The 18490-nt window shown below is 40.5% G+C and carries 12 protein-coding genes; 5 read left to right on the plus strand and 7 right to left on the minus strand.

From position 1 onward, the window contains the following. Positions 1-105: 105 nt before the first annotated feature. A complete protein-coding gene (locus LPB89_RS19875; RefSeq protein ID WP_230703386.1) occupies positions 106-906 on the minus strand; it encodes an SDR family oxidoreductase in 801 nt (266 codons plus the stop codon). Positions 907-1031: 125 nt separating this feature from the next. Between LPB89_RS19875 and LPB89_RS19880 the strand changes: the two genes are divergently transcribed. Beyond that, complete coding sequence (locus LPB89_RS19880) at positions 1032-1616, plus strand: TetR/AcrR family transcriptional regulator (RefSeq protein ID WP_230703387.1); 585 nt, start codon at positions 1032-1034, stop codon at positions 1614-1616. A 49-nt stretch (positions 1617-1665) separates the two neighbouring features. On the opposite strand, the gene LPB89_RS19885 is transcribed toward LPB89_RS19880, so the two are convergent. Beyond that, positions 1666-2463 carry an alpha/beta hydrolase gene (locus tag LPB89_RS19885; RefSeq protein ID WP_230703388.1) on the minus strand — a complete coding sequence of 266 codons (798 nt, stop codon included), beginning with the start codon at positions 2461-2463 and terminating at the stop codon, positions 1666-1668. 56 nt (positions 2464-2519) lie between these two features. Continuing rightward, positions 2520-2939 (minus strand): OsmC family protein, encoded by a 420-nt coding sequence (locus LPB89_RS19890; RefSeq protein WP_127336567.1) that lies wholly within the window; start codon positions 2937-2939, stop codon positions 2520-2522. Between the two features lie 140 nt (positions 2940-3079). Here LPB89_RS19890 and LPB89_RS19895 point away from each other — a divergent pair, with 140 nt between their 5' ends. Then, positions 3080-4048, plus strand: coding sequence for a hydrogen peroxide-inducible genes activator (locus LPB89_RS19895; protein WP_230703389.1), 969 nt, complete (start codon positions 3080-3082; stop codon positions 4046-4048). Positions 4049-4137: 89 nt separating this feature from the next. On the opposite strand, the gene LPB89_RS19900 is transcribed toward LPB89_RS19895, so the two are convergent. Both LPB89_RS19900 and LPB89_RS19905 read right to left on the minus strand, forming a co-directional pair. Then, positions 4138-4992, minus strand: coding sequence for an outer membrane beta-barrel protein (locus LPB89_RS19900; protein WP_230703390.1), 855 nt, complete (start codon positions 4990-4992; stop codon positions 4138-4140). A 53-nt stretch (positions 4993-5045) separates the two neighbouring features. Further along, positions 5046-13478, minus strand: a complete 8433-nt coding sequence (locus LPB89_RS19905; RefSeq protein WP_230703391.1) for a hypothetical protein — start codon at positions 13476-13478, stop codon at positions 5046-5048. A gap of 96 nt (positions 13479-13574) precedes the next feature. On the opposite strand from LPB89_RS19905, the gene LPB89_RS19910 reads away from it, so the two are divergent. Beyond that, positions 13575-14591 (plus strand): hypothetical protein, encoded by a 1017-nt coding sequence (locus LPB89_RS19910; protein ID WP_230703392.1) that lies wholly within the window; start codon positions 13575-13577, stop codon positions 14589-14591. Here the strand turns inward: LPB89_RS19910 and LPB89_RS19915 are convergent. Next, positions 14588-15142 (minus strand): phage tail protein, encoded by a 555-nt coding sequence (locus LPB89_RS19915; RefSeq protein ID WP_230703393.1) that lies wholly within the window; start codon positions 15140-15142, stop codon positions 14588-14590. The two genes, LPB89_RS19910 and LPB89_RS19915, sit on opposite strands and share 4 nt — an antisense overlap. 512 nt (positions 15143-15654) lie before the next feature. Here LPB89_RS19915 and LPB89_RS19920 point away from each other — a divergent pair. Then, on the plus strand, positions 15655-16089 hold the full coding sequence (locus tag LPB89_RS19920) for an META domain-containing protein (protein ID WP_230703394.1): 435 nt from the start codon (positions 15655-15657) through the stop codon (positions 16087-16089). An 82-nt stretch (positions 16090-16171) separates the two neighbouring features. Here the strand turns inward: LPB89_RS19920 and LPB89_RS19925 are convergent, their stop codons facing one another. Next, positions 16172-16768: a hypothetical protein gene (locus tag LPB89_RS19925; protein WP_230703395.1), complete on the minus strand. Its 597-nt coding sequence runs from the start codon at positions 16766-16768 to the stop codon at positions 16172-16174. Between the two features lie 829 nt (positions 16769-17597). On the opposite strand from LPB89_RS19925, the gene LPB89_RS19930 reads away from it, so the two are divergent. Next, positions 17598-17957, plus strand: a complete 360-nt coding sequence (locus LPB89_RS19930; RefSeq protein ID WP_230703396.1) for a hypothetical protein — start codon at positions 17598-17600, stop codon at positions 17955-17957. Positions 17958-18490 lie beyond the last annotated feature (533 nt).

Genomic DNA, 18490 nt, shown 5'->3' on the forward strand with positions numbered 1-18490 from the left:
CCTTGCGTGCATTGCGGTTACTGTCCCCCGGCTCTCAAAAATAACTAAAACAAAAAACCGGAAGCGAGCAACTTCCGGTTTAGATTTGATAGATAAACGAATGAATTAGTTTTGTAAATAACGTTCAGCAGGTTTTCCCGTTTGTGAACCTGTGAATAATTTAATGCGGGCCTCTTCGTACGCCTCAATTAATTCCTGATTATGCACCGATGGGAAAGTCGCTAATTCACCGGCCTCTAATCCGGCAAGTGCAGCATCCACACAATCTTCTGTGGTCATAATCGCAGCCTGATCCAATGCAGATAAAGGTACTCCGCCAACTTCCCAGATTTCAGTGGCTGTAATAGAAGGATTCACCAGTTGCACTTTGATATTGGTCCCTTTTACTTCTTCCTGTAGTCCTCTGGTGTATTGTACCACAAAACCTTTTGTTCCGCTATACACGCTGCTGATTGGTAAAGTAAAAGCACCCAATACCGAACCAATATTGATGATCGTTCCTTCGTTACGTTCGATAAAGGAGGGCAGGATGGCATTGGTTAATACCATAAGTGAAGTAATGTTGACGTCTACCATTTCTTTTTGTTTTTCAATAGAAGTCTGCGCTATCGGTGCAAGGGTAGAAGTTCCGGCATTATTGATCAGTAAAGTGACAGCTGTATCCTTTTGAATGTCGTTTGCTACTTTTTCCAGATCTGAAGAGGCACTTAAATCGGCCACTAAATTGGTAACGGTCACGCCGTAAGCAGCACGAAGTTTTTCGGCAAGTTCTATTAATTTTTCTTCACGTCTGGCTACCAGTTTCAGGTTGTAACCGCGTGCTGCCAGTTTTTCTGCAAATACTTTTCCCAATCCGGATGATGCTCCTGTTACTACTGCAGTACCTAATTCATTGTTTGTTTTCATGATTTTTTACTTTAAATGTTTTTTATTTTGATCTTTTTAAATTCAAATTAGATGTAAACTAATCTGTTTACATTTGCAAATGTATACAGAACTGTTTACATTTGCAAAAGAAAAAGAAGAAAAAAATGAAAAATAATTCAGAAAGCGCTGCGAAGTCCCTGAAACGGGAAGAAATGGTGAAGTTTGCTTTTGATACTTTTTACAAAAACGGCTTTCATGCGACTGGCGTGGACACTGTTATGGAAGGGACAGGTATTTCTAAACGGACTTTATACAAACATTTTGGCTCAAAAGAAGGCCTGATTCTCGCCACCATCGATTATTACCGAACCAACATGCGCGAAATCATTTTAGGATATATTCATAGTGATCCGAACGCTAAGCCTGTGGATAAGATGCTGCGTATTTTTGATTTTTTGATCGAAAGGGCAGAAGAGGGGCCTTTTAATGGTTGTTTTGTCATGAATGCCAAAACAGAATATACCAACAAGGGCAATGAGATCGAGGCCAGCTGTGATGCTTATACTTCTGGAATACAAACGCTTATTGATGTTGCGCTGAAAGAAGCGAATTTGCCCAACCACAATGAACTGGTTGTTCAGATCATGATGCTTTTTGAAGGGGCCATCATTCGCAGTAAAGTAACGCGAAGTGCCGATACCATGAAAATGGCTAAAAATGCAGCCAGAATGCTTTGTGCATACAAATAAAAAACTCCGACAGATTGCCGGAGTTTGATTCACCTTTATAATAAGAGCATTATTTTTTAGCCACTTCTTTTGAGGCTGTAATGATCACTTCTGCTACTGCTTTAGGCTGAGAAATAAACACTACGTGACTTCCTTTTATTTCTGTTATTTTTGTTTTAGAACGTTTGTACATCGCACGTTCTATTTCAGGGCTGATACTTTTATCTTCCGTTGCCACGATTCCGTAAGCTGGTTTAGTTCTCCAGGCTGCCTGTGTAATCGGAGTTCCAAAACCTTTTGCATAAAAGGCACCTTGTGAGGCAAACATAAAATCGGACTGGTCTTTTGGAAGATCTCCTGCAAATCCTGCGTGGAATTTTGCCTGATCGTAATACGCGATTCCTTTGTCATCCGGAGCCAAAACACCATTTTCAGGAGCCGGAGGGGCAGTTTGAAGCCATTGTACAGAGTTTTCTCCATTATCAGGCTGTAAGGCTGCCACATATACCAAAGCGACTACTTTTGGATGATTTCCGGCTTCTGTAATTACCGTTCCACCCCAGGAATGTCCGACTAAGATCGTTGGACCGTCTTGTTTGTCAAGGGCTAAATTGGTTGCTCTTACATCATCTTCAAGGGAAGAAAGCGGATTTTGAACGATCGTTACATGATAACCTTTTTTAGATAAGATATCATATAAACCTCTCCAGCCTGAACCATCTGCGAAAGCGCCATGCACTAAAACTACATTTTTGACAGCCGGTGTATTTTGTGCAGTTGCAATCGTAGCTGAAAAGAAGAAAGAGAAAAATAATACGGCGAACATGAAATAGTGATTCAATTGTTCTTTTATAGTTGTTGTTTTCATAGTGTTTGAATTTAATTTTTAATTAATAGTTGATAATTGATAGTTGATAATGATAATTAAGCTGTTAATACGACTGATAATGTGATTTCGGTGTTCAGTAATTTAGAAATCGGACAGATTGCTTTTGCTTTTTGAGCCAGTTCCTGAAATTGTCCTTCTGAGATTCCGGGAACTTTTCCTTCCAGTTCCAACTGGATTAAAGTGATGGTACCGTCTTCAAAACTTACTTTTGCTTTTGTATTTAAATCTTCCGGCACAAAACCTGCTTCCGATAATAAAAAGCTTAACTGCATCGTAAAACATCCTGAATGTGCCGCTGCGATTAATTCTTCCGGATTGGTTCCCACGCCTTCTGCAAAACGGGTTTTAAAAGATAATTGTGCATTGTTTAATGTGGTGCTTTGTGTACTGATGGTTCCGTTTCCTTCCATTCCTGTACCTTTCCAATTTGCGTTTGCTGTTCTTGTAAATTTCATGATCCTGATTTTTTATTTGTTATTTAAAAATTTTTTTAGTTTTCCAAATCGTTGTTCTGATTTGATGAGACAAATTTAGGACGAAGGTGTTTATAAATCAAATTAATAATTTTGTACCTTTATAAATTAAAATTATAATCATGACGATTCAACAACTAAAATACATCGTGGCTCTTGATGAAGAACGCCATTTTGCTAAGGCTGCCGAGGTTTGTATGGTTTCTCAGCCGGGACTGACCATTCAGCTAAAAAATCTTGAAGAAGAAATCGGAATTAAAATTTTTGACCGGACGAAGGTTCCTTTAACGCCAACGGTACTCGGAAAAGAGATTATCAACCGTGCCAGAAAGATTTTGCGCGAGACCAATGAAATCCGTGATTTTGTGGTCAATGAGAAAAATGCACTGGAAGGGGAATTGAAAATTGGCGTGATTTCGACTTTATCTCCGTATTTGATTCCGCTTTTTATTAAGGCGATGAAAGAGATTACACCCAAGGTTCATTTTATCATTAAGGAAGCCAACACCGGACAACTTATGCACGACGTAGAAACCGGGGCGCTCGATGTGGCGATTATGGCTACGCCAACGGGAAATAAAAACCTCATCGAACATCCGGTTTTTCAGGAACCTTTCGTAGCCTACCTGAATAAGGAACATCCGATGGCAAAGGAAAATTTTTATGAAATTCAGCCCGGAGATAAACCCATGTTATTGCTGCTTCAGAATGAATATTGTTATAATGCGCAGTTACTGGATATCTGCGGACTGAAAGCACCGGGACCTATAAAAGACCAGTTCAGTTACGATATCAGTTCTATTGAAACTTTGAAGAATCTTGTCCGCGCCGAATTGGGCTTTGCGATTATTCCGCAGCTTTCTACTTTGAATGAAAAAGAAAAGGAACTCTTTAAGCCTTTCAAAGATCCGAAGCCTGTGCGTGAAATCAGTTTTGTGGTTTCAGATACTTTTTCGAAAAAACTATTACTCGAAAAAATGAATGAAGCGATCTGGAGCTGTCTTCCGGAGGCTATTAAAACCAATGTCAGCTACCGAAAAATCAGATGGAATGATTCTCCCTATTTTGTGGATGCGATCAGTAAGGTGTAATAAAAAAGTGCTGAGGTATTATTTAAAACATAGCCCATAAAAAAAGGCATACCGTTACGTATGCCTTTGTCTGTAATTTAATAAAGTATTTAGTGAATTGCAAATCTTAACCGGATTCCGTAAGAGACTAATCTCACGTTATTTACGGATGGAGAATTCAGCACCGTGTTATGTCCTAACTGAACCGGTAAGGCAGCATTGTACTGCACCACGTTTTTAGTATCTTCTTTGTTGTAAATATTGTTCAGTCCATAATCCAGGTAAGCACCAATATAGAAGGAACTTTTGTCACCCAATTTTTGTTTTAAACCTGTTTCAAAAGTAGCAGAATAAGAAACTTCGGTGTCAAGATCCTCTTTGCCGACTTTGATATTATTTGTACTTGCAAATCCTGCAAAAGCCGGAGCAAACAATTCTACGTTGTACTGCGGATAATAGCCGCTGGTAGTCAGGTTGTCTATCGTTGATTCATAAGAACCGTTGATGGCAAAGCCCACTTTGGCACCTGCAGAAAGATACAATTGAGTGGTTCCCGGAGTTTCAAACTGAATATTAACAGGGATATTGATGTAGCCTAATTTTTGGTTTTCCCTTAAATTTGTAGCCCTGTATCTGAATTGAAAAGATTCATTTTCAGCATCAACCGTGTTGTATTGCCCTGACAGAGACTGAAATTTGGCATCCGTTTTATAAGATTGGTATTCAGCGCCAATTCCAATACTTAATCCTTCATTTAAATAATATGAATAACGAAGTCCTGCACTAAATCCGTTTCCTTCCACTAAGTCAAGGCCTGGCGAATCAAATTTAATAAAAGATGACGGACCGGCAACAGCAATGGAAATTTCATACTTTTTATCCTGACCGTAACTACTTAAGCAAGTGCCTAAAAGAGCAGTAACCATCGATAAAGAAGCTATATGGTTTGTGATATATTTTTTCATATTGAAATTATATTATGCCAGTGCAGTTAAAAAACCGCACTGGCAGATTTTATTTATTTTACAAGTACTTTTAGTGTTTTCTTGAAACTTGCCGCTTCAATTACCACAACAAACATATTACCATCTGTATTTCCAGGTAGTTGTACTTCAGTTTTTACTGTTGATGATTTCAATGTTTTGATCAGTTGTCCTGAAACAGAGTATAAGCTGATTTGCATATCTTTTATTTCGTCTTCAGGGAAATCTGCTTCAACAGTAACCACTTTTCCTTTTTCAGCAGGATTAGGATAAAGTTTTGCCTGAAATGAATTTTGTAATGCAATCTTGCTTGAACATGTTTGCAGTACTTTTCCATCTTTGGTAGTCACTTTTACTTTATAATCCGCAGTTGGGTCTAAGGTGTTATTCTGGCTGTTACCGGCTGAATAATATTGTCCGGTTCCTATCAGGACTCCATTTTTGTACCATTCGTAGGCAACGAACTCATAACCACCATTGGTTAAAGGATTGTTGTTTACTAAAAGCGTATTGTTGAATTTCATTTTAACAATATCAAAGAAACCAAAAGGTTTTTCGATCACCAGATTGTAATTTTTAACCACACTTCCGTCTTCTGAAGTTACCGTAATGAGCTGATTGTAAATTCCGGCCTTAGGTAACGGGATTGTAAAATTAGCCGCTGGCGAGATAGTTGCATTGGATTCATTTACAATAGCTACCGTAAGATTTTGTTCACCACACTCCAACAGGTAATTAATAAGTACCGGTGGATTATTATAAACGACATCTCCAAGAGTGATTTGTGTAATATCAGCATTACTGTTCAGGATGGTAAGCGTTTGTGCCACACCTGCTGCTGGCAGATAATTGGCATCACCAACCTGGTTTGCAGTAATAATTCCCTGACCTGTTCTAAGCATGGTTACCAAACCTGCAGGAGTAACAGTAGCCGGTGGTAAAGCAGAAGTATAGGTGAAAGAATACGTCACCGGTAAACCTGAACTGGCCGTAGCTCCCAGGTTGAAAGTGTTATTCGCTCCAAGCGTTTTCACCGGTATAGCAGCAAAAGTAATGGTTTGTGCCGCTTTATCGATCGTCAGTTCTGCTGTTAAAGTAACAGAAGAGCAATTTGGCATTCCGGATGCCGGAGATACCACCGCAGTGATAGTGTAAACACCTGCATCAATTGCGCCGTTTGCATTTCCTGTTGCCGGTGTTGTTGAATACGCAACAGTAGCTCCGGTCGGAAGACCTGCAACGGAAAGCGTTTGAAGGCTTCCATTATAAGTAACTTCCGCATCTGTAAAAGTAACCTGATCTAAAGGTGAAGCAGTTACAGTAACGGTTTGATTCTGTGTTGAAATATTCCCGTTTCCATCATCATAACTCCAGATAATTACATAAGTACCGGCTGAAGTATAATTTAATGGTGAGGATGTTGTAGCAGTAATCGTTCCTGCACAGCTATCAGTTGCTGTTGGCACCGCTATTTCAGCTGCTAAAACAGCACAAGAATTAGTAATCGCCGGAAGATTTGCTACGTTAGGTACCGGAGCAGTGGTGTCCGGAGTTGTTATGATAGTGATTGGTTGTGTTACTGTACATCCGTTTCCATCGGTAACGGTTACGGTATAAGTTCCCGCAGCCAACCCTGAAGCCGTAGCTGCAGTTCCGCCTGATGGTGACCATACATATGTATATGGAGTAGCTCCACCTGCAGGAATAACAGTTGCAGAAGCATCCGATCCTCCGGCACAACTTACATTAGTTTGTGTAAATGTAGCTGTAAGTGGCTGAGGTTCTGTAATGGTAAAACTTTGCGTTGCAGTACATCCATTGGCATCCGTTACTGTTATAGTATACGTTCCGGCAATCAGACCTGTTGCTGTTGCAGCAGTTCCTCCGTAAGGTGCCCATGAATAGGTATATGCACCAGTTCCTCTGGAAGCAACTATTGAAGCAGATCCATTTGTTCCTCCATTGCAGCTCACATTAGTTTGTATTAAAGGAGTAGCAAGAAGAGCCTGAGGCTGTGTAATTGTAAAGCTTTGTATTGCAGTACATCCGTTTGCATCTGTTACGGTTACAGTATACGTTCCCTCACTTAATCCTGTTGCAGTAGCAGCAGTTCCGCCTGAAGGTGACCATGCGTACGTATAAGTACCAGTTCCACCGGCTGCGATCACTGTCGCAGAACCATTCGATCCTGAATTACAAGTTACATTGGTTTGTCCACCGTCAGCAGCCGTTAGGGCAGTTGGTTCTGTAATGGTAAAAGTTTGAATTGCAGTACATCCGTTGGCATCCGTAACAGTCGCTGTATAAGTTCCTGCACTTAGTCCTGTTGCCGTGTCTGCAGTTCCACCTGAAGGAGACCATGAATAGGTATATCCCGGAGTTCCACCTGTTCCACTTACTGTAGCTGAACCGTTAGTACCTCCATTGCAGGATACATTGATTTGTGCTACTGGCGAAGCTGTAAGAGCAGTAGCCGGTTCTGTAATGGTAAAGCTTTGTGTTGCGGTACATCCGTTGGCATCCGTAACAGTCACTGTATAAGTTCCTGCACTTAGTCCTGTTGCCGTGTCGGCAGTTCCGCCTGAAGGTGACCATGAATAGGTATATCCACTAGTTCCACCCGCTGCGATTACCGTTGCAGATCCATTAGCTCCTGAATTACAGGATACATTGGTTTGAGCTCCCGCAGCAGCCGTAAGAACACCTGGTTCTGTAATGGTAAAGCTTTGTGTAGCAGTACATCCGTTGGCGTCTGTAACAGTCGCCGTATAAGTTCCTGCAGTTAATCCTGAAGCTGTTGCTGCAGTTCCGCCGACAGGTGCCCATAAATAAGTATATCCGCTAGTTCCGCCAGCTGCGATTACCGTTGCAGATCCATTAGATCCAGAATTACAGGATACATTGGTTTGAGCTCCCGCAGAAGCCGTAAGAACACCTGGTTCTGTAATGGTAAAACTTTGTGTTGCAGTACATCCGTTGGCATCTGTAACCGTTGCGGTGTATGTTCCGGCAGTTAATCCTGTTGCCGTAGCAGCAGTTCCTCCTGATGGTGCCCATGAATACGTATAGGAAGGAGTTCCACCAGTTGCACTTACCGTAGCAGAACCGTTAGTACCTCCATTGCAGGATACATTGGTTTGTGCTACTGGCGAAGCCGTAAGAGCAGTTGCTGGTTCTGTAATGGTAAAAGTTTGTGTTGCAGTACATCCGTTAGCATCTGTAACGGTTGCTGTGTACGTTCCTGCTGTTAAACCGGTTGCCGTGTCTGCAGTTCCCCCTGAAGGTGACCATGAATAGGTATATCCGGCAGTTCCACCAGTTGCACTTACTGTTGCAGATCCATTCGATCCTGAATTACAGGAAACATTGGTCTGTGCTACAGGTGAAGCAATTAGAATAGTTGGTTCTGTAATCGTAAAACTTTGCGTTGCAGTACATCCGTTGGCATCTGTAACCGTTGCGGTGTACGTTCCAGCAGTTAGTCCTGTTGCCGTGTCGGCAGTTCCGCCTGAAGGTGACCATAAATAGGTGTATCCACTAGTTCCGCCCCCTGCGATTACCGTAGCAGATCCGTTAGATCCTGAATTACAGGATACATTGGTTTGAGCTCCGGCAGAAGCTGTAAGAACACCTGGTTCTGTAATCGTAAAACTTTGCGTTGCAGTACATCCGTTGGCATCTGTAACAGTCGCCGTATACGTTCCTGCGGTTAGTCCTGAAGCTGTTGCAGCAGTTCCACCGGCAGGTGACCATGAATAGGTATATCCCGGAGTTCCACCTGTTCCACTTACTGTAGCTGAACCGTTAGTGCCTCCATTGCAGGATACATTGGTTTGTGCTACTGGCGAAGCTGTAAGAGCAGTAGCCGGTTCTGTAATGATAAAGCTTTGTGTTGCAGTACATCCGTTGGCATCCGTAATAGTTGCCGTGTACGTTCCTGCTGTTAAACCAGTTGCCGTGTCGGCAGTTCCTCCTGAAGGTGACCATGAATAGGTATATCCCGGAGTTCCGCCAGTTGCGCTTACTGTCGCAGATCCTGTCGATCCTGAATTACAAGCTATATTCGTTTGAGCTACCGGTAAAGCTGTAAGAGCAGTAGCCGGTTCTGTGATCGTAAAAGTTTGTGTTGCAATACATGAGTTTGCATCTGTAACCGTTACGGTATACGTTCCTGCAGTTAAACCAGTTGCCGTGCCGGCAGTTCCACCTGAAGGTGACCATGAATAGGTATAAGTTCCAGTTCCACCGGTTGCATTTACCGTAGCTGAACCATTAGACCCTGAATTACAGGAAACATTGGTTTGAGCTGCGGGTGAAGCTACTAAAATAGTTGGTTCTGTGATCGTAAAACTTTGAGTCGTAGTACATGCGTTGGCATCTGTAACCGTTACAGTATACGTTCCTGCAGTTAAACCTGTTGCCGTGTCGGCAGTTCCTCCTGAAGGTGACCATGAATAGGTATATCCCGGAGTTCCGCCAGTCACACTTACTGTCGCAGATCCGTTAGATCCTGAATTACAGGAAACATTGGTTTGAGCTGCGGCTGAAGCTGTTAGAATAGTTGGTTCTGTAATGGTAAAAGTTTGTGTTGCAGTACATCCGTTAGCATCTGTAACCGTTACGGTATACGTTCCTGCAATTAAACCAGTTGCCGTGTCGGCAGTTCCACCTGAAGGTGACCATGAATAGGAATAGGAAGGAGTTCCTCCTGTTGCACTTACTGTAGCTGAACCGTTAGATCCTGAGTTACAGGATACATTGGTTTGTGCTGCTGACGAAGCTGTAAGAGCTGTAGCCGGTTCTGTAATGGTAAAACTTTGAGTAGCAGTACATCCGTTGGCATCTGTAATAGTAACGGTGTACGTTCCGGCAGTCAGTCCTGAAGCTGTAGCAGCAGTTCCTCCTGATGGTGCCCATGAATAGGTATAGGAAGGAGTTCCACCGGTTGCACTTACCGTAGCAGACCCTGTTGATCCTGAATTACAAGCGATATTCGTTTGAGCTACAGGCACAGCTGTAAGGGCTGTTGCTGGTTCTGTGATCGTAAAAGTTTGTGTTGCAATACATGAGTTTGCATCGGTAACCGTTACGGTATACGTTCCGGCAGTTAATCCTGATGCTGTAGCAGCAGTTCCTCCTGAAGGTGACCAGGAATAGGTATAGGTACCAGTTCCACCTGTTGCACTTACCGTAGCAGATCCATTCGATCCTGAATTACAGGAAACATTAATTTGAGCTGCGGGTGAAGCTACCAAAATAGTTGGTTCTGTAAGGGTAAAACTTTGAGTTGCAGTACATCCGTTGCCATCTGTAACTGTTGCCGTATACGTTCCTGCTGTCAGTCCTGAAGCTGTTGCAGCCGTTCCTCCTGAAGGTGACCATGAATAGGTATATCCAGCAGTTCCACCAGTTGCACTTACCGTAGCAGATCCATTTGATCCTGAATTACAGGAAACATTGGTTTGAGCCGAGGCAGAAGCGACAAGAACAGTTGGTTCTGTAATAGTAAAACTTTGTGTTGCAGTACATCCGTTGCCATCTGTAACCGTTGCGGTGTAAGTACCTGCAGTTAGCCCCGAAGCTGTTGCAGCCGTTCCTCCTGAAGGTGACCATGAATAAGTATATCCGGCTGTTCCACCTGTTGCACTTACCGTTGCTGAACCATTAGTACCTCCATTGCAGGATATATTGGTTTGGGCAGCTGGTGAGGCTGTAAGAACACTCGGCTCAGTAATGGTAAAGCTTTGTGTTGCAGTACATCCGTTCGCATCCGTGATTGTTACGGTATACGTTCCCGCAGTCAGTCCCGTTGCCGTAGCAGCAGTTCCTCCGGCAGGTGCCCATGAATAGGTATACGTTCCGGTTCCACCAGTTCCACTTACTGTAGCTGAACCGTTAGTACCTCCATTGCAGGATACATTGGTTTGTGCTGCTGGCGAAGCTGTAAGAGCTGTAGCCGGTTCTGTAATGGTAAACGTTTGAGTTGCAGTACATCCTTTAGCATCTGTAACAGTTGCTGTATAGGTACCGGCAGTTAGGCCTGAAGCTGTCGCAGCAGTTCCTCCGGCAGGTGACCAGGAATAGGTATATCCGGCAGTTCCACCAGTTGCACTTACTGTAGCTGAACCGTTAGAACCTGAATTACAGGAAATATTGGTTTGAGCTGCGGCTGAAGCAACCAGATCAGCTGGTTCTGTTATGGTAAAAGATTGTGTAGCAGTACATCCTTTAGCATCTGTAACAGTTGCTGTGTAGGTTCCTGCACTTAAGCCTGAAGCCGTAGCAGCAGTTCCACCTGAAGGTGACCAGGAATAGGTATATCCGGCTGTTCCACCTGTTGCACTTACCGTTGCTGAACCATTAGTACCTCCATTGCAGGATACATTGGTTTGGGCTGCGGCTGAAGCAACCAGATCAGCTGGTTCTGTTATGGTAAAAGATTGTGTTGCAGTACATCCTTTACTATCTGTAACAGTCGCGGTATAAGTACCAGCGGATAATCCTGAAGCTGTTGCAGCCGTTCCGCCGGATGGGGACCAGGAATACGTATATCCGGCAGTTCCACCAGTGGCACTTACTGTTGCTGAACCGTTAGTACCTCCATTGCAGGATACATTGGTTTGGGCTGAAGCCGAAGCTACCAAAGCTGCTAAAGGTTGTGTAATGGTAAAAGATTGTGTTGCAGTACATCCTTTGCTATCTGTAACAGTCGCGGTATAAGTACCGGCGGCTAGTCCTGAAGCCGTTGCAGCCGTTCCGCCAGATGGGGACCAGGAATACGTATATCCGGCAGTTCCACCAGTGGCACTTACGGTTGCTGAACCGTTAGTTCCTGAATTACAAGATACATTGGTTTGGGCTGAAGCCGAAGCAACAAGAGCTGTTAAAGGTTGTGTAATGGTAAACGTTTTAGTGGCCTGACAGCTGTTCGCATCTGTAACAGTTACCGTATAGGTTCCTGCCGCTAATCCTGAAGCTGTTGCAGCCGTTCCACCCGATGGTGACCAGGAATAGGTATAGGTAGGAGTTCCTCCTGTTGGAGCGACAGTAGCTGTACCGTTGGTTCCATTAAAACAGGAAACATTGGTTTGACTCCCTGCAGTAGCATCAAGCGCTGCAGTAGGCTGTGTAATTGTAAAGGTTCTGGTTGCCTGACAGCTGTTCGCATCAGTTACTGTTACGGTATAAGTACCCATAGCCAATCCTGAAGCAGTTGCTCCTGTACCGCCAGATGGTGACCAGGAATAGGTATAGGTACCGGTTCCTGTTCCTCCCGAGGGGATAACAGTAGCCGTACCATTTGATCCTCCAAAACAGGAAACATTTGTACTTGCTCCTGTGGCCAGACTAATAGCCGGGGGTTGTGATATATTAAAAGATCTCGTTATCTGAGTTGCTTCAGCATCTGTGATGGTGACAGTATAATTACCCATAACCAGTCCTGTAGCGGTGGCTCCCGTTCCTCCTGATGGTGACCAGGAATACGTGTAAGCCGTTTTCCCCCCAGTTACATTTACTGTTGCGGTTCCATTAGCTCCTCCATTACACGAAACATTCGTTTGTGGTGTCGAAGAAGTACTTAGAGCGGCTCCCGTTGTAAAGGTTAGCTCAGCGCCATAACTCGTTCCTCCGGAATTTTTGGCATATGCTTTATAGTAAATAAGAGTAGAGGCAGGAAATAATCCCACGTTATTGGTAAAGACACCTGTACCTGTACCGATTTGTATTTTATTACTTGATGTAGTCGGGTTTGTTGTGGTTGCCCAAACAATTCCTCTTTCTATAGTAGGATCACCACCATCGGCAGTTACATTGCCACCCAGTGTTGCTTTTACGGCTCCTACATTTGTAGCTGCAGCGGTTGTTACCGTTGGAGCTACTGCACCATTTGCAAATCTGAAATCATCAACGGCAAAATAGTCATAATTACCGCTTAATTGAATTTCAAGCTGATCTATAATTACCGCTGTATTGTCTGAACCTCCCTCGGTAGCGAAGTTGATCTGTATAAAACCATTACCCGGAAGAGCAGTACCTACAGAAGCACCACTCGTACTTTTCACAACCGTAAATTGTGTCGTACCGGCCAGTTTACCTTTAAAAGTAATAGAACCAGGCAGGCCATTGTTGGTGACACCCGGAGTAAAAGCGGCATTACCGGTTACATAAATCCATAAACTACTCAGCTTAAAGCTGCCGGTAGCATCAGTAATAGTACCCGACTGACCTAAACCTTCGGGGCCTGCTGAGTCTTCTACCTGGATAAATTTGCCTGAGCCATTATAACCCCCACTTGCAAGAGGGTAGACCTTAAAGCTAAGATAACTGCTGGTTAAATTAAAGGTTTTCGCGCCATTTGTAAAACTGCTGGCATTATTAGTAGCAGTTTCAAATGTCTCTGTAGTTTGTGCCCCAATATGAGGGATCGCAAAAAACAGAAAGATGATTAATAAGTAAAGTTTTTTCATAATTCATTGAGATTAAATTGATCTGATAGTATTGCTGCATTATATTTTAACTTATATTTCTAACTTTAAAAAAAAGGATTCTTAAAGTCTTAAAGTATGTATAAACAGGAACTTATATTTATTGTTAAATCTATCATTGCCTCAGAGACTGTTAATGAGCATGCAAAATGGGCGGAACAGCTTTCTGTTTTTTATAAAAAAACGACGACACTCCTGAATCCGGAAACTAATGAAACCCTTATAAAAGGCGGTGTTGCTTTATCCAGTTCAGGCGCTGCCGACTGTGTGGATGATTATTTGCGTACCGTTTTCTTTATAAAAGGGATTTACAAGGCTTTAACGAAATTAAGTCTGGACTTCCCCGAAAGAAGCATTAATATCCTTTATGCAGGATGTGGCCCTTACGCAACATTAATTCTGCCTTTACTTCCATTATTCGATAAAGAGAGAATTAAAGCTGTTTTAATAGACATCAATGCTGAATCCATACAATCTGTACACAACCTCTTATCGGTTATCGGTCTTCAGGAATATGATTTGCAACTGATAGAAGCAAACGCCATTACGTATACCAAACCAACAGATTTTGTGATCGATCTTGCCATTACCGAAACCATGCATTATGCACTTACCCGTGAGCCTCAGGTAGCCATTACAAAAAATATTGTCAGTCAATTGACTTCTGATGCCATATTGATTCCTGAAGAAATAAGAATTGATCTTGCCTATACCTTTTTCGTTTATGAGCCATATCTCAAAAACACGAATGAAGTAAAGGGCCGCAACGATATGCAGCCCTATACTGACCATGTATTTGTTGATAGATTATTTACAATAAACAAAGAACATTTTGGCAGAGAAAATAGCACTTCAAAATTTGAAAGCTACTTTTATAAGCTGCCGGCCGATTTTAGCAATCACCCCGATGTATGCATTTTTACAGCACTTAAAATATTTGAGGATATTGAGTTGAAAACTGCTGAATCCTATATAACAAATCCTTTTTGTCTTGTATCCATGTATAATCTTAGTGCTTACGCTGAAATTCAGTTAGTATATGATTATAGTGAAATTCCACAATGGTCATATACTTTAAAAGAACTTAAGGTTTAGTTTCTGGAAGGGAAAATACCTTCAAGACAAATAATGTACGTTAAGGCCAAATAAGGCTGCATTATAGAGATTGGAATATTATTACCAGTTGCACCAGTAACAATGCTGGTTGTCAGGTTGACATTCGGAGTTGATGTAGCAAAACCTAATGTAGGGGCAAATGCTCTTGCTACTACTGATCCTGGTGTAGCTATAGAAGCTCCTGCTATCGGTACTGCATCAGTTGAATTCGCACTACTTACTGCTAAAGTTCCAGGACCCGCGTGAACGTGAGCTGGTAAGTTGCTTGTTAAAATACTCACATTTGGAGTACCTGCAACCTCACCTAATACATAATTTGAACCACCACCATTTCCGGCACCAATAGCTACTGATCCCTGTAAATTCGGTAAGGCAAACGTCGTTTGTCCATTTCCTCCGTACGTAGTACCTAAAATTGAAAATAAAGCAGTATTCTGCGCGATAGACATGATTTGTCCGTTGCAAAGCGCCCAGCCTCTTGGTGCGAAATTTCCTGCAAAAAGTTTTACAACTCCGATGAATTCTTCCATAATAAAATTGATTAAATTGATTAGTAATAGTTTTTGTTTAGTATATGTAACAAATCTACCTTATTGGCTACTTGTGGGAGCACGTAGAAATACCTGTTTTTGACGTGTAATTGGCCTTTTAATTAATTTAGTTTAAAGCTAAGTGATTCTAAATGAATTGAATCCGTTTCGCTTATTTTTTTTTATTAATTTTTTTCTTATATTTTTACGCGAGGCTTATTGTAAGAGTAAAACACTTTTCCGGGAGAAGAAAGACAGCGTTAGTGCATTAAAATATGTTTTCAACAGGCTAAAACAGCCGCACGAAGAAGATTTTTTTGAAATTGTTAGAGAGTGAAAACCAATAGTCCCCTTCTGCAGCTTATTTTACTATTAAATAGCAAAACAATGAAGTAATAAGTAAAATGGGGCACGAATATTGAGAAAGTAATTTTTAAAGAGATACTTTTTATAACTTTATAGAATAATTTTAATGTTAAAAAAAAAAATTTATTAATTTAAACATAAAATTTATGAGAAATTATATAATTGCATTCGTTTCCTTTTCCATCTTATTACTTAATTCGTGTATGGCATCAAAAGACGCTAAAAATACCTCCGGACTTTATGACACTACCTGGGAACTGGAATATATTTCAGGGCCAAGAATTGCCTTTGAAGGATTATATCCAAATAAAAAACCACAAATTACTTTTGATCAGAAAGAAACTAAAGTATTTGGAAATAGCGGATGCAACGGTTACAGCGCCCCTTATACCTTAAACGGAACAGCACTAACTTTTGGAGAACCTGGCCCGTCAACAATGATGTTTTGTGATGGAGGAGGAGAGCAGCAATTTTTACAGCAAATGAAAAAAAATACTAGCTACGCTATAGATAAGGACGGGAAGCTAAATTTAATTCAGGGAGATGTTCCCATGATGAGATTTAAAAAAGTGGCTAAATAATTTTAAAGATTAGTTTACATAGAAAAGGGGAAGTGATTTGTTTCACTTCCCCTTTTTACTTATCCCTAAATAATTTCATGTTTTATTCTTTAAGCAGCAGGATAGTTGCTTTATAGCCTGTACCCACATTCCACTGACTCGAATAAATAACCGCGCCTTTATCGTCATACACTTCAAATTGGGCCGTATTAGGCGAAGCAAATCCTTCGTTTAAAGCTTCAAAATCTATTTTATTCATTCCTTCGGCTAACGTTATTTTGAATCCTTTAAATTCTCCGTCCAGACCAACTTCCGGTTCAATTACCTTATCATTTAAATATACCTTGATCTTATCACCGTCTACAAAAGCAGCATCGCGGTAACGAATGGTTGAGGTAAATGATTTCGTTCTGAATCCTCCAAGATACTGATTACGTCGGTAAGCTGTCTCATTGGTATTGGAATCCGGTTTATAAAGATTTGTATCCTTAAAGAGTTCTTTAGGATCAATCTTTAAAGGATCCGGTTTTTCCACAACAGCCGGCGGATTAACCTTGGGAGAAATTTCTTTGGGAGGAATTACTTCTTTAACCGGTGATTCCTTAGCGGGGATCGATTTGAATTTATTATTCAGTTCATCCTGCGCATGGCCCTGAAGTGAAACCACAATTAGTATAATTAAAAACAATATTCTTTTCATAACGCTTTAAATAATTAGTAAATAAAAACAATCAGGCATTTGGCAAAACAGCACAATACCTAATTTATATAACATTTAATTATAGTATTTATTGCATCAGCGAACGGTGTATTTTAATTACAAACGGCATTAAAAAGGTTCGTTTTTGATTTTTTTGGGCTGTAGAATCCGCGTGATATTATTTAAAATTTACGTCTAAAAAGCGAAAATTGGAAGGTAAAATTAACGAATATCAATTAAAACCCTACAGTTATAAATCGGTTTTGGAATTTAACTTTATGTCATTGTATTTTCGCATCAACAGAAATGAAGAGCGAATGATCCTCAGAAAAGCAGCTGACGAATGAGCTGGAAAAAAAATAAAATTCTGATAAGCAAAACGATTTTGTTTAAAGCAAAAAAGTGACAGGATGAAATGTTGAAATTATGCCGGATAACTATAAAAATACTAATGAAAAGTTTATGTTTTTGGAGAAATTAAAATTGTTTAGTATAAATCTAATGATGTTTTTTGTTTTATTGGCGACGGCATAATTTTCTTTTTTATTGTCTCAGGTTTTCTGCTTGTTTTCTGATATTGGGGGGTATCAGTAACAGGCAGATTCCTGGTCAATATTTTGAAAGGATTAGTTTTAAAAATGCAGTGCGGTATCAGATTTTTTTTTTGCTCTTCTAAAAAATGATTTTTACAGGAATATAAAATGAAATTGCACGGATATTAATTAGCCCGCAGTTTTTGAAAATTCATTTTTTTACTAACTTAAAATAGTCCCGAAACTGTTTTTTTACAGTTTTATAAAATAGAAAATAATTTAAAAACTTTAATAATATGAAAAATAACAAAGTATTGATTTATGACAATCAGCATGGTTTTTCAAGATTTTTAACTAAAGTGTTTGGAGAAGTTTATGACTTTGAAATATTTAAGAAATTTGATACAACTTTCGATTTTGACAATTTAAAAAACGAATATTTGCTGGCTTTTTTCGTGATTTATTCTGAGAAAAACATATTTGATTTAATGAAAATTTACAGGAAAGAAGTACCTCTGGTTGTTTGTACTTTTAATGAACAACTGCTGCATCAATTTGAAAGTATTACAGATATCAGTGTAATAAACACTTCCAAATGTAAACAGGAACTTATAAACGATTTCCAAATTTTCCTTTACACCTATGTTGAGGTCTGAGAATTAGAAAATCTTTTAGGAATAGTAATAAAATATTCCGGAGAAAAAAATGTTTTAATTATGATGATTAACCGGCCCTGCTTTTGAAATAGCAGAAGGTCTCTTTAAGGAGGATTCTCTTTATGTAATGATGTAAGTAAGTTGTGGTATTCTTACGAAGACAGCATTGCATAAGAGACATCCTCTTTATTATTTTATAACAATTTTATGCCGTTTCCGTAACGATCATTCCCGGAATTTGAAATCTTCATAACGCTGCATTCTGGAATCCAATTCAATAAAGAATAGCGAGGGGCAGAAATGCGTTTAAAATAGCACATCCAAAATTTTCCAGTTATAAAAAAAAAATGTTCAGTTATAAACTGAAACCCTACAGTTATTACTTATTTGAGATTAGATATTTATTTGGTGGTTTCTTTGCAAAAAAATATACTAAGAAAAGATTTTTCTGTGCATTCCTGCTTTTTGTATCTCCGCAATGTTCTGATGGATAATTCTTTTTGCAGAGGACAAATAACAGAAAAACAGAATCT

The sequence above is a fragment of the Flavobacterium sp. ENC genome, from assembly GCF_020991415.1.
Lineage (GTDB): Bacteria > Bacteroidota > Bacteroidia > Flavobacteriales > Flavobacteriaceae > Flavobacterium.

Bases quoted from the DNA above. Each gene is read 5' to 3' on its own strand.
- LPB89_RS19920 (WP_230703394.1), top strand. From the start codon at position 15,655: ATGAGAAATTATATAATTGCATTCGTTTCCTTTTCCATCTTATTACTT.
- LPB89_RS19895 (WP_230703389.1), top strand. From the start codon at position 3,080: ATGACGATTCAACAACTAAAATACATCGTGGCTCTTGATGAAGAACGC.
- LPB89_RS19930 (WP_230703396.1), top strand. From the start codon at position 17,598: ATGAAAAATAACAAAGTATTGATTTATGACAATCAGCATGGTTTTTCA.
- LPB89_RS19900 (WP_230703390.1), bottom strand. From the start codon at position 4,992: ATGAAAAAATATATCACAAACCATATAGCTTCTTTATCGATGGTTACT.
- LPB89_RS19910 (WP_230703392.1), top strand. From the start codon at position 13,575: ATGTATAAACAGGAACTTATATTTATTGTTAAATCTATCATTGCCTCA.
- LPB89_RS19885 (WP_230703388.1), bottom strand. From the start codon at position 2,463: ATGAAAACAACAACTATAAAAGAACAATTGAATCACTATTTCATGTTC.
- LPB89_RS19890 (WP_127336567.1), bottom strand. From the start codon at position 2,939: ATGAAATTTACAAGAACAGCAAACGCAAATTGGAAAGGTACAGGAATG.
- LPB89_RS19880 (WP_230703387.1), top strand. From the start codon at position 1,032: ATGAAAAATAATTCAGAAAGCGCTGCGAAGTCCCTGAAACGGGAAGAA.
- LPB89_RS19905 (WP_230703391.1), bottom strand. From the start codon at position 13,478: ATGAAAAAACTTTACTTATTAATCATCTTTCTGTTTTTTGCGATCCCT.
- LPB89_RS19925 (WP_230703395.1), bottom strand. From the start codon at position 16,768: ATGAAAAGAATATTGTTTTTAATTATACTAATTGTGGTTTCACTTCAG.
- LPB89_RS19875 (WP_230703386.1), bottom strand. From the start codon at position 906: ATGAAAACAAACAATGAATTAGGTACTGCAGTAGTAACAGGAGCATCA.
- LPB89_RS19915 (WP_230703393.1), bottom strand. From the start codon at position 15,142: ATGGAAGAATTCATCGGAGTTGTAAAACTTTTTGCAGGAAATTTCGCA.